10 protein-coding genes are annotated in these 13,043 nt (G+C 39.3%); 5 read left to right on the plus strand and 5 right to left on the minus strand.

From position 1 onward, the window contains the following. Positions 1 to 63 precede the first annotated feature (63 nt). From G7B18_RS05130 to guaB, 3 genes are all read right to left on the minus strand, one after another. Positions 64 to 2,640 (minus strand): phosphoenolpyruvate carboxylase, encoded by a 2,577-nt coding sequence (locus G7B18_RS05130; protein ID WP_164122155.1) that lies wholly within the window; start codon positions 2,638 to 2,640, stop codon positions 64 to 66. Positions 2,641 to 3,020: 380 nt separating this feature from the next. Next, a complete protein-coding gene (locus tag G7B18_RS05135) occupies positions 3,021 to 3,143 on the minus strand; it encodes a 30S ribosomal protein THX (RefSeq protein ID WP_164108043.1) in 123 nt (40 codons plus the stop codon). Positions 3,144 to 3,262: 119 nt separating this feature from the next. Then, the gene (guaB, locus tag G7B18_RS05140) at positions 3,263 to 4,738 is read right to left on the minus strand and encodes an IMP dehydrogenase (RefSeq protein WP_164108042.1); all 1,476 of its coding nucleotides are present in this window, start codon (positions 4,736 to 4,738) and stop codon (positions 3,263 to 3,265) included. A gap of 213 nt (positions 4,739 to 4,951) precedes the next feature. Between guaB and G7B18_RS05145 the strand changes: the two genes are divergently transcribed. The 5 genes from G7B18_RS05145 (at position 4,952) to G7B18_RS05165 (ending at position 11,074) form a co-directional block, all read left to right on the plus strand. Beyond that, positions 4,952 to 5,452 (plus strand): porin family protein, encoded by a 501-nt coding sequence (locus G7B18_RS05145; protein WP_164108041.1) that lies wholly within the window; start codon positions 4,952 to 4,954, stop codon positions 5,450 to 5,452. Between the two features lie 368 nt (positions 5,453 to 5,820). Further along, the gene (gene secDF / locus G7B18_RS05150) at positions 5,821 to 8,817 is read left to right on the plus strand and encodes a protein translocase subunit SecDF (RefSeq protein WP_164108040.1); all 2,997 of its coding nucleotides are present in this window, start codon (positions 5,821 to 5,823) and stop codon (positions 8,815 to 8,817) included. Between the two features lie 168 nt (positions 8,818 to 8,985). After that, positions 8,986 to 9,621 carry a peroxiredoxin family protein gene (locus G7B18_RS05155; RefSeq protein ID WP_164108039.1) on the plus strand — a complete coding sequence of 212 codons (636 nt, stop codon included), beginning with the start codon at positions 8,986 to 8,988 and terminating at the stop codon, positions 9,619 to 9,621. Between the two features lie 26 nt (positions 9,622 to 9,647). Continuing rightward, on the plus strand, positions 9,648 to 10,646 hold the full coding sequence (gene gap / locus G7B18_RS05160; protein ID WP_164108038.1) for a type I glyceraldehyde-3-phosphate dehydrogenase: 999 nt from the start codon (positions 9,648 to 9,650) through the stop codon (positions 10,644 to 10,646). Next, a complete protein-coding gene (locus G7B18_RS05165; RefSeq protein ID WP_164108037.1) occupies positions 10,643 to 11,074 on the plus strand; it encodes a GNAT family N-acetyltransferase in 432 nt (143 codons plus the stop codon). Before gap ends, G7B18_RS05165 begins: the two co-directional genes overlap by 4 nt. A gap of 21 nt (positions 11,075 to 11,095) precedes the next feature. Here G7B18_RS05165 and G7B18_RS05170 read toward each other — a convergent pair whose 3' ends face one another. Together G7B18_RS05170 and G7B18_RS05175 are read right to left on the minus strand one after the other, a co-directional pair. Further along, the gene (locus G7B18_RS05170; protein ID WP_164108036.1) at positions 11,096 to 11,872 is read right to left on the minus strand and encodes a TIGR02757 family protein; all 777 of its coding nucleotides are present in this window, start codon (positions 11,870 to 11,872) and stop codon (positions 11,096 to 11,098) included. A gap of 5 nt (positions 11,873 to 11,877) precedes the next feature. Next, entirely contained in the window at positions 11,878 to 13,023 is a 1,146-nt protein-coding gene (locus tag G7B18_RS05175) for a cystathionine gamma-synthase (protein ID WP_164122156.1), read from the minus strand. Positions 13,024 to 13,043: the final 20 nt, after the last annotated feature.

A 13,043-nucleotide genomic window follows, 5' to 3' on the forward strand; every position in this document is an offset into this window, starting at 1 on the left:
TTTTTTTTCGAATACAAAAATATAAAATATCTATCACAATCTGCCATACTTTCAGATTAACTATTAAGCGAGATTTCTTCCGGCATTTACAACACCATAAATAGTCCTACCGATCAGTTTTTTATAAGCGTCTTCCCGATCGGAAGACAGATTACTGTCTTGCAACTTACGTATTGCATAATGTTGGATAATCAACAGTGGCAAAACTATTTTTTCCCGCTCCAAAATAGATGCACGCTCGACCGGATAATTTTCCATAAGAACTTCCGAGCTACTTAGCTTTAACAGATACGCCTTTGTTTTGACATACTCGTCATGCAGAATTTGCCAGAATTCACCAAAGGTTCTGTCATCGCTCATATAGGCTGTAATCGCAAAATTAGACTTGGTCATAGACATCATGCAATTATCGATCAGTGTATTAAAAAATCCTGAATGCTGATACAGGTTGCGGACATACGACCACAGATTGTTTTCCTCCGCCCATTGCAAGGCTGTACCCACACCAAAGAAACCTGGAATATTCTGCTTAAGCTGGCTCCATGAAGTTACAAATGAAATAGCTCTCAGATCCTCTAACCGAAGATCTCTATCCGAAGTCCGCTTTACGGGTCGACTGCTGATATTGATAGAAGCAAGTACTTTTAACGGACTTAATGCTTCTAAATACTTTAAAAACAAGGGATGATTACGTAGTGATAGAAACTTATCATGGCTTACTTCAGCCATATCTTCAATTATCTTTTTCTGCTTCTCGGTAAGGGTATCGCCCTGATTTTGTCGGATCTCCGATATTAACCCTGCATGTAATAGTTGCTCGATATTATATTGTGCCGTGTCTAGCGAACCGTATTGACTACTGATCGTCTGACCCTGAATAGTTAACTGAATGTGCTTATTCTCAATCTCTGTCCCCATCGATGCGTAGAAACGCTGAGTCTTGCCTCCGCCACGAGCGGGAGGACCGCCACGTCCATCGAAAAAAACCAAATCGATGTCGTACTCTCGAGCTAAAGCAGTCAATTCGATCTTGGCATGGTAGATAGACCAATTGGCCATTAAATAACCTCCATCTTTAGTGCTATCCGAAAACCCCAGCATAATCGTCTGTTTGTTTGCTCGGCGTTTAAGGTGAGCTGCATATATCGGATTGGTATATAATGTCTGCATCACTTCTGATGCCCGGGATAAATCATCAACTGTCTCGAAAAGGGGCACAAAATCTATCGAAAGAGTGTCTTTCTGCCAACCTTGCCATAAGAACAACTGCATCAAACCAAGAATATCGGAAGCCTGCTGACAATTTGATATAATAAAACGTTGAGCAGCTCGCTCCCCCCCAGAGCGTTGTATATTCTTCAAAAGCCGGATAACGCCTATTGTATCTTTTATCAATGGCGCCGCATCGTCCGAATACTGCAGTTCATTCGCTGTAAATGGAAGAGCATTTTGCTTTACCTTTTCCTCCCCGGTAATTTGATCTAAAGAAATATTCAACTCATCACTGTACCTTTCTACGAGGTAATTCGTAGTCTGTCTTAATACAGAACTATCCTGTCTAATATCTAAAGTCGTAAAATAACAACCAAACGTATTTACTTTGCGAATCAAATCCTCAACCAACTCAACAAATAGACCATTATGTAAAGAATGAAGAACCTCTTTAATTGCCTTCAGATTATCAAGGATTTCAGATGTGTCGTCTTTGGGGTCATCTATAGGATTAAAACTATTACTGTAAAAAATATATTGTAAATTTTCAAGATAGTTCTCTACCCCTCTGAAAGTAATTCTTCTCTTAACGTTTCTGAAATCCCGGTAATAACAGCGAAATAGGATAGTTCGAAGCATACTTGCTACCTTCTTCGTACTCTCTACGGTTACATTAGGATTACCATCCCTGTCCCCTCCCGGCCAAAATCCCAGTTCAATAAGTTGCTTAACATCTTCTGATGGCACTTCCAACTCATCATCTATCTTAGATTGGATTCCTGAAGTCACTTTATAGAAGACATTTTCTAAGTACCAAGCAAGACTCACAGCCTCGTCTACAGGAGTAGGTCGTTGTTGTTTAATAAAGGGGGTTTTTCCCAATTGTTGTAATAACAAATGGATATTAGATATGTCGTTAGCTTTTATAGCTTCGATCAAATCATTAATTATCCCTAATACAGGACCTGGGTAGAATTGCGTGGGGTGAGCCGTAAGCACTAATCGTACAGAAAAATCCTTTAACTTCTCCACGAGTTGCTTTTTCAACTTCATATCATTTTGCGCTAACTTAAATAACGAATTAAGCCCGCCGATTTCATCACTTTTACCCACCGCCTGAAAAGAAGAATCCTCTATCGCATCAAACAAGACCACCTGCCGTTCGATATACTGCACGATTCTAAACAGCAAGTCTATCTGATCATCATGTTGGATGTATTGCTCGTATTGTTGAAAAAAGCTATCGATGATTTCTTCAGGAGTTGCATGCCGCTCCACACCTTGTTCACAATGTGTCGTAAAAAATGGAAGAAGTGTCCCAGTATGTTTTACACGTTGAAAAGGCAAGGTTAAAAATAGACTTTTAAATAAATCAAAGCGCGTAAGCACCTCATTTTCAAATACAGCTTGTTTTTGACTTAATTTCATATGTAAATAATTTGTCTTTTTATGGACATATAGAATACCCTGGTTATGTTAGATGTGTTCACAAGCGCGGTTATTTTCACTGGTGTTTGCGCAGTTCAGCCACATGGATATTTCATATGGAAATAATTATTGGATGAGCTCGTTAGCTCGTTTACCTTCTTTCTGCCATTATCTCATCCAGGTCTATCAGGACGCACATTCATTTTTCCCCGTAACTTCAAGCCCAAATGTAACAAACAAATACTTAAAAACACAAAAAATCAACATTAAATTTAACAATATCACACCAAAAAAGGTATTTTTATAAAAAAACAACAAAATAAAACCTATTTTTTTAACTAAGTGACAGTTGAACACAAAAAAAGCAACCTTTTGGTTGCTTAATTATGATCTTCTGTGGCAGGTTGACTTTTCGTGGAAGGCTTTTTAGCACCCGGTCTACGGTTGCCATAAGACCCCATTATAATCTTACCTCGTTTCGTTTTTTTATCTCCTTTTCCCATAACACTTATTTTTTAAATAATACATAAAGCTGATAATCAAACCCAATTTACATTTTAAAAAGCAGAAAAGCAAAAGGAGCGCTCTACTTGGGCGCTCCTTTTGCTTCTGAGTATAATATTTAGCCTCGACTATTGTAGTTCGGCGCTTCTTTTGTAATCTGAATATTATGAGGATGTGATTCTCTCAATCCAGCCCCTGTGATACGTACAAACTGTGCTTCCTGCAATTTCTTGATAGAAGCTGCACCACAGTAGCCCATAGACGCACGTAATCCCCCGATATACTGGTATACTACCTCAGCTAAAGTACCTTTATAAGGTACACGTCCAACGATACCCTCTGGAACAAGTTTTTTAATATCATCCTCTACATCCTGAAAGTAACGATCCTTAGATCCTTTTTCCATCGCTTCGATAGAGCCCATACCTCTGTACGACTTAAATTTACGCCCCTCCAATAGGATTGTTTCGCCCGGTGCTTCCTCTACTCCGGCAAATAACGAACCAGCCATAATTGTATCTGCTCCCGCCGCGATAGCTTTAGCGATATCTCCGGTCTGCTTTATTCCACCATCAGCGATTAACGGCACCCCTGTCCCTTTTAACGCCTTAGCGACTTCATAAACAGCATACAATTGAGGTACACCTACACCGGCGATAATACGTGTAGTACATATTGAACCTGGTCCTATACCTACTTTTACGGCATCTGCACCAGCCTCAGCCAGTGCTTTTGCTGCAGCACCTGTCGCAATATTACCTACGATAACCTGTAGATCAGGATGCTTTGCCTTAACTTCTTTCAATTTATTGATAACACCTAAAGAGTGTCCATGAGCTGTATCTATAGTTACCACATCCACACCTGCCTTTACAAGTGCATCTACCCGCTCTAACGTATCGCCTGTAACTCCAACTGCAGCACCAACCAAGAGACGGCCATGTTCGTCTTTAGCCGCATTAGGATAGTGTTTATATTTTTGAATATCTTTGAATGTGATCAATCCTTTTAAGACATAATTCTGGTCCACTACAGGCAGCTTCTCTATCTTATGATTTTGAAGAATTTCTTCGGCTTTCACTAGATCTGTTCCCTCTGGTGCAACAACAAGATTTTCTTTTGTCATTAATTCCTGGATAGGACGCTGCATATTCTTTTGAAAACGTAGATCGCGATTAGTAACGATACCCACCAACTTTCCTTCGATGTCAATAACAGGTATACCGCCAATTTTATGCTCTCTCATAATGCTAAAGGCATCTCCAACAGTAGCAGTCTCCAATAATGTAACAGGATCTTGAATCATACCGCTTTCCGAACGTTTTACCTTACGTACCTCCGCAGCCTGTTCATCGATAGTCATATTTTTATGTAACATCCCTATCCCTCCTGCCTGCGCTATTGCAATAGCTAAGTCTGATCCCGTAACCGTATCCATAGCAGCCGAAACCAATGGTATATTTAGTTTGATTTTCTTTGTTAAGAATGTGCTTGTATCTACATCTCTCGGTAGAATCTCGGAGTAAGCTGGTATTAATAATACATCGTCATATGTAAGACCTTCAGCTACGAATTTTTGTGGATCTAATTGCATGGCAAATATCTTGTGGGTTCTCTATTTGCCAGGCAAAATTACAAATTTTAACTAAATATGCAAAATAAAATTTACCTCACCCTATTTAATGACCTTCGCATTATAAATTATTTTTTATCAAAAAAAAGATGTAGAAACTCATTTTGGCAAGCTCTTTGCAAAGGGCATCAAAAATAGATTTACAATAACATTCATTATAAATTTCGTTTCCACATGAAAAAATTTATATTACCTGTAGCCACTGCGGCGTTATTGATTGGTACGTCAAGCGCAGTTCAAGCACAGTCCTATAGAACTTCCCTAGGGGTTGGTATAGATGTTGGTGATGGCCCCTCTTTAGGAGGACCTCAGATTAAGCATTTTTTCGACAGTCAAAATGCGGGTAACGCACAAGTATTATTCGGAGATAATTTAACTTTGATAGGTGTCGACTATTCATACAATCAAGCCATACGTGGTGCCAGAGGATTAAGCTGGTACGTGGGCATAGGTCCGCAAATTGCTTTTTTGGACAATGATAACATCTGGTTTGATGACGACCATCGTGACAATCACACGCATGTGGCCATCCGACCTGCTATAGGACTTGAGTTCAAAATCCCTTCTGCACCATTAGCTTTTCATTTCGACTGGAAGCCTTGGTGGAATTTGACGCATAACTCAAGTTTCGAGCCATCCAGGTTCACACTTGGATTTAAATTCACATTGAAATAATTCAAAGTCTCCGACTCATATAAAAAAACTGGGGCTTACCATAAAATCGATTAAGGGTGAATCAGGGTCTCTCCATTCACCCTTAATATTTCAACCTGTATAATTTTTAAGAGTTTTTCTTCACATTTCCATAACAAAAACTTTTCAATAGTTATCTATTTATTTTGTTTTCATTATACAAAATTTTTATACCTTTGCGATTCTTGGTAAAATATTTTTTATTAGAGTATTGGGTATGATCCAAGCCAATAAAAGTGACCTATAAGTCCTTTTTTAGCCCAAAGATTAACATACTTTAGTATATTTTCACGAGATTTAAAGCAATTAAAAAACATAAACTATATCAAACTAATAGACGAATACAGAAAATGCAGAGTAAAGGGCTGATTAAATTTTTGGTAATAATAGTGGCATTGGCTTGTCTCTATTCTTTATCATTCACTTTTGTAACTAGAAAAGTGGAACGTGAAGCTGAGGCATATGCAGGAGGCGATATCGCAAAGGAAAAAGCATACCTCGATTCCATTGCGGGCGAAACGGTTTATAACTTAGGTTTTGCCAAATACACGTACAGAGAATGTAAATCTTATGAACTCGCTTTAGGACTCGATCTTAAAGGAGGGATGAACGTCACTATGGAGATTTCCTTAGATGAGTTGATAAAGAACCTAGCCAACAATCCAAAAGATGAAAAGTTTAACGCTGCTTTAAACTCCGCTATTCAAAAAAGCAAGTCATCAAACAAGTCGATTGTTGACCACTTTATCGAAGATTACAAAACTAGTGGCGCATCCGCAAGTTTAGCTTCTTTTTTTGCTACGAAAGATAATGCTACATTTATAAAAGCTACAAGCTCAGATTCTGATGTAAAAAGCTTCCTTCAAAAAGAAGCAGACAACGCTATACAGAATTCCTTTAAAGTGTTACGTACACGTATTGATAAATTCGGTGTGGCATCGCCAAACATCCAAATTCAACAAGGTACCAACCGTATCTTAATCGAACTACCGGGTGTAAACGATGAAAGTCGTGTCCGTAAACTATTACAAGGATCTGCAAAATTGGAGTTTTATGAAACGCACGACAATATGCAGGTTTATCCGCTACTAGAGAACATCAACCGTTCATTGGCTAGTTCACTAAAATCTACTGAGCCGATTAAAACGGTGTCCGTAAAAGATACTTCAGCAGCAGATAGTACAAAATCGGAAGAAACCCTTTTGGCAAATCTTGGCGCAAACAAAGCTGGCAATCAAGACTCTAGCGCTGCTACTGCTAATCTTTCTTCTGAAAACCCACTTTTCAGTATATTGATACCTTCTATTTATCAAGCTGAAAACGGACAACAACAATTAGCTCCCGGCGCTCAGGTAGGTATAGCCAATCTAAAAGATACAGCTAAAGTAAATGCGTACTTAGCAAGACCAGAAATAAAATCACAGATCCCTTCAAACCTTAAATTGATGTGGGCTGTAAAACCAGAGCAACGTACACCTAGTCTCTTATCCCTATATGCTATCAAACCAGCTCCAGGAGAACATGGTTCAGTATTAACAGGAGAAGTCATCACAGATGCCAGAGATGCATTCAATCCACAAACAAATGCTCCTGAGGTATCCATGCAAATGAATTCCTACGGTGCTAAAGAGTGGAGAAGAATTACGGCTAAAGCTGCACAAACAAAGGCATCTATTGCCATCGTATTGGATGGTGTTGTTTATTCTGCTCCTACAGTACAAAATGAAATCCCAGGAGGAAGTTCATCTATATCAGGGAATTTTACTATTGAAGATACCAAAGATTTAGCAAACGTATTAAAAGCCGGCCGCCTTCCAACAACGGCCAAGATTGTAGAAGAAGCGATCGTAGGTCCTTCTCTAGGACAGGCGGCAATCGACTCAGGAGTTAACTCCGCTGTAATCGGTATTGTCATCGTGATGATATTCATGGTAGTATACTATAACAAAGCGGGCTGGGCAGCCAACATTGCCGTGTTATTCAACGTATTTTTCCTTTTAGGAATCTTAGCATCATTAAACGCAGTATTAACTTTACCTGGTATTGCCGGTATCGTATTAACAATGGGTACAGCCGTAGATGCTAACGTACTTATTTATGAGCGTATACGTGAAGAGTTGCGCCTCGGAAAAAATATTCGTCAAGCTATAACCGATGGTTATAAACACGCTTTACCTTCTATCTTAGATTCACAGATTACAACGTTCCTAGTAGGTCTGGTTCTATTCTTCTTCGGTTCAGGTCCAATCTTAGGTTTTGCAACGACATTAATGATCGGTATTATTACCTCATTATTTACTTCTATCTTTATTTCGCGTTTGATCTTCGAATTTATGCTAGATAGAGATATGAAAATATCAGTTTCATTCCCTTGGTCGGAGAAAACGCTTCAGAATGCGAATTACCAATTTATCAAAAAGCGTAAAATATTTTACACAGTCTCATTAATAGCTGTAGCTATTTCTCTTGGTTTTATCTTTACAAAAGGCTTTACATTAGGCGTTGATTTCCAAGGTGGTCGTACCTTTACTGTTCGCTATGACAATGCCGTGAACCTGGAGAAAGTACGTCAAAACCTCGATGAGGCATTCCAATCGACGACAGAAGTAAAAACATTTGGTAGCGAAAATCAAGTCCGAGTAACGACAACATACCATGTTACGGAGACTTCTGACGAAGCAGATGCAGAAGTATTAGCCAAATTGAATGAAGGATTGTCTAAAGAACAAGGCAATAAATACGAAATTCTTTCATCTCAAAAAGTAGGTCCGTCGATCGCCTCTGATATTAAGGATAGAGCAGTATGGTCAAGCTTACTTTGTATTTTGATCATCGCTGGATATATATTACTCCGTTTTCACAAATGGCAATACTCTGTCGGGGCCGCCGTGGCTACGATTCACGATGGTATCATTTTATTAGGGTTATTCTCAATTTTAGATGGTATCGTTCCGTTCTCCCTTGATATTGATCAACATTTTGTGGCAGCTTTCCTAACAGTACTCGGTTACTCCGTAAATGACACGGTAGTTGTTTTTGACCGAATCAGGGAAGATGTAAACAAGTCGAAAGGAATGAATAGATATTTTGGAGATGTGATAAACCACGCGATCAACACGACATTGAGTCGTACGATTATTACATCCTTGACCATCATATTCGTATTAGCTGTCTTATTCGTATTCGGTGGTGAAGTTATCAGAGGTTTTTCATTTGCTATCTTGATCGGTATAATCGTTGGAACATATTCATCAATTATATTAGCTGCTCCTACAGTTTATGACTTAGGAAAAGGTAAAAGCATAGCTCAACCTGCAGAAGAAAAAGTAAAAGTAGTGACACCGTAAGGTAACAATACAAGCTTATAACGAAAGGCTATCCAATATACGGATAGCCTTTTCTTTTGCTCATCTTTTCGTTTAAACATCCAAACGTCAGATTCGTTTACTTTTTGAGCTAGACATGCATGAATTAAAAGCATTTTATCTAAGTTTGTAGCTATTAAACACAAACGTATGAAGAAAATGATTATACCAGGGTATCTGATGTTATGCATATCGCTAGGCCTGTCGAGCTGTTCCAATACAACCAGCAATTCCGAGCAAAAACAAGTAGAATCCAAGGGGCATGAAGGTCATGATCATAGTGGTCACAATCATGGAACACATGAAGAAACAGCGACAAAGCAAGAACAGCCTCCTGCAATTGCAAACTTAGCACAAGGCGAGCCTATAGCTCAGATACCTGTATTTACATTTTACAAAGTAAAATCGGGTATTTCATTTACAAATACGGATATTCCAAAAGGAAAAAAGACGGTGTTCATACTTTTTGACCCAGGCTGCTCACATTGTAGGACAGAAGCTGCGGCACTAGGTAAAAACTATAACAGTATCAAAAATGTAAACATCTATTTTGTTTCCATGAATGATCCTGCATTAATGGCTTCATTTTTAGAAACCTTCGCCAAAGAACTTGTAGGTAAGCCTAACATTGAAGTACTTTATGACAAAAACCAAGAGTTCATTCAGAAATTCCATGTTCCAAAACAATTCCCGGCAAACTATGTATATACAACCGACAACAAGCTTCAGACACATTGGGATGGTGACAAGAATATCAATGAAATAATAGCGGCTTACATCAAGTAGGAAATTAGAATTCAGAAATAATAAACATGAACATAGCAATAAATGGATTCGGTCGTATAGGTAGACATACCTTACGCAACCTCTTGGTTCGTCAGCTTCCAAACATCGACATTGTAGCGATTAATGACCTCACTAGTCCATTGACCTTAGCACATTTATTAAAATATGATTCTGTACATGGTCCATTTCCAGGAGAAGTTTCCCATGGCGAAAACTTTATCCAAGTAAACGGTAGAAAAATATTAATTCTGAATGAGAAAAATCCAGCAGATCTCCCATGGTCATCCCTAAGGATAGATCTTGTGATAGAATCCACTGGTTTTTTCACTTCTCAAGAACATGCCGCACTTCACCTTCAAGCGGGTGCCAAGCAGGTACTGATCTCAGCTCCTTCTTCAGACAAAGAAGTGCCAACAGTGGTGCTCGGCATTAATGACGGTGATTTTGATTGGGGTACCCCCATTTTTTCCAATGCATCCTGTACAACAAACAACGTAGCACCCTTGGTAAAAATTCTAGATGAAAACTGGGGAATAGAAGATGGTTATATCACCACGGTACACTCGATGACCGGAGATCAAAATCTTCATGATGCTCCACATAGAGACCTGCGCAGAGCACGGGCAGCCTCCTCATCGATCATACCAACGAGTACAGGTGCGGCAAAAGCAATAACCAATGTGTTCACACATCTAGAAGGAAAACTAGGTGGTGCCGGTATACGTGTCCCCGTGCTTAACGGTTCACTAACAGACTTCACCTGTACGCTCCGAAAAAAAACAAGTGTTGTTGAAATTAACCAAAAATTCAAAGAAGCCGCTAACGGAAAACTCAAGCAAGTGCTTTACTACACCGAAGATCCTATTGTGTCGGTAGATATCATCAATAACCCTTACTCTTGCGTGTTTGATGCTCAACTAACATCGATCGTCGGAGGCCTTGTAAAAGTGGTGGGATGGTATGATAATGAATTTGGCTATTCCAATAGATTAGTAGATATTTTGGAAAAAATCAGCAAATCATGATACGTTTTATCACTGCCGAACAAACTCTTCCCCTTCGTTCTCAAGTATTGCGGAACGGATTAGCAGAATCCAAATGTATATTCGATCATGATTTATATCCCAGCACATTTCACATGGGGTATTTTGAGGACAACCAATTAGTATCGATACTTACCTGTATGCAGGAAAATCACGGCAAACTACCAAAATCGGCCTATCGTTTGCGCGGAATGGCCACCGCACCTAATTCAAGACGCAAAGGCTATTCCGCTCAACTACTGCTTGCCGCGATGGAGCACTTAAAAGACCAACTGCATATTGATTACCTATGGTTTAATGCGAGAGCGATAGCATTTCCTTTTTACGAGAGCTTAGGGTTTGAATTTATGTCCGACGAATTCGAAATACCAGAAATAGGTCTACACCGGGAGATGTTTAAGCTATTATAATCAATTTTCATAGAGTCATTTTTACATTTCCCGTTCTACCCCTAGTCCAAATAAAGCGAAATCGTATTTTACCGGATCATCAGCATCCAATGTCCGCAGATTTTCAGTGAGTTCCAACGCCGCCTTCCAGTTAATTTTATCCAAAGTAATCAATCCTAGTTTTCGTGCTACCCGTTCCACATGAACATCACATGGACAGATCAATTGGCCTGGAGTAATCCGGCTCCATATTCCAAAGTCTACACCTTTATCATCCTTACGTACCATCCATCGAAGAAACATATTCAATCGCTTACAAGTTGACTTTTGAAAAGGAGAGCTTATATGCTTCTTGGTACGTAAAGGGAAATCTGCCAATGAAAAAAAATAAGTCTTAAAACGATTTAACGCTATTTCAATCGAAAAAGAAACCTCGTCATTCTGCCCGATTAAAAAAGCATCCTCTAGAGAATCATTCGTATGATAATGAAACTTAAAAAACGAAACAAAATACAATAAATCGGTATCGTTAAACGTGCGATGTTTAAAGTTGAGAAGACATTTCAAATCTGCATCCTTGTGATTTCGAATAAAATCATAGGGAGCACCATCCATCCTATCGATCAGTTCCTTACATTTATTGATAATAGTTTTACGTTGCCCCCAGGCAAATATCGCCGCAAAGAAGCCCATGACCTCTATATCCTCCTTGTTCTGAAAAAGATGAGGAATTAAAATCGGGTCATTATCAACAAACTGCGGTTGGTTATACTCATCCACCTTTCCATCAAGAAACTCCTTAAGGTTAAATCCACTCATATTTATTAAGCCAATGCTTGTTCCAAATCTGCAATCAAGTCTTCGATAGCCTCAATTCCAACGGAAAGACGAAGCAGATTATCTACTACTCCTACCCGCTCCCTTATCTCTTTGGGTACAGAGCCATGCGACATCGAAACCGAATGGTTTACTAAAGACTCTACGCCTCCCAAAGACTCCGCTAACTTAAAGAGCTTAAAACGGGACGTAATGCGATAAGTCTCTTTCAGGTCCGCATCTTTTAACACGATCGAAACCACTCCTCCAAAATCCCGCATCTGCTTTTTGGCTATAACATGCCCGGGATGATCTTCAAAGCCCGGCCAATAAATACGTTCTATTTTAGGATGTCCCTTCAAAAAAAAAGCAACATCTCTGGCATTATCACAGTGTGCCTGCATCCGTAAATGTAAAGTCTTAATCCCTCTAAGAGCTAAAAAGCAATCCTGTGGACCAGGCGTAGCTCCACACGTATTATAAAAGAAACGGAGCTTTTTATACAAAGTTTCATCATTTACCACCAATGCACCCAGCACCAAATCCGAATGACCATTAATATACTTAGTAGCAGAATGTATCACAATATCCGCACCCATATCCAAAGGATTTTGTAAATACGGAGAAGCAAAGGTATTATCAACAACATACCATATCGATGCGGCCTTTGCAACCCGCCCTATAGCTTCCAGATCAGCGATCATTAAGGTAGGATTTGTTGGAGTTTCGATCCAAATCAGTTTGGTCCGTTCCGAAATCGCTTGTTCAACAGCATGGATATCAGCCGTATCTACAAAGACAAACTTAATCCCATATTCTGCATACACTTTTGTAAATATACGATACGATCCTCCATAAAGATCATCTCCTGTCAAAACCTCATCTCCCGGCTTTAACAGTCGAAGCACACAATCCGTAGCAGCCATACCGCTTGAAAATGCCAGACCATATCTCCCATTTTCTAAAGAAGCCAAACACTCCTCTAAAGCCTTACGCGTTGGATTTGTACCTCTAGAATATTCATACCCTTTATGATCCCCCGGTGAGGCCTGTTGATAGGTTGAAGTTTGATATATAGGAGTCATTACAGCACCAGTCGTTGGATCAGACTCCTGCCCTGCATGGATAGCTCGAGTGGCGAATTTATAAGCCATAATCGTATATGTTTATTATC

The organism is Sphingobacterium sp. xlx-130 (genome assembly GCF_011007405.1).
Lineage (GTDB): Bacteria > Bacteroidota > Bacteroidia > Sphingobacteriales > Sphingobacteriaceae > Sphingobacterium > Sphingobacterium luzhongxinii.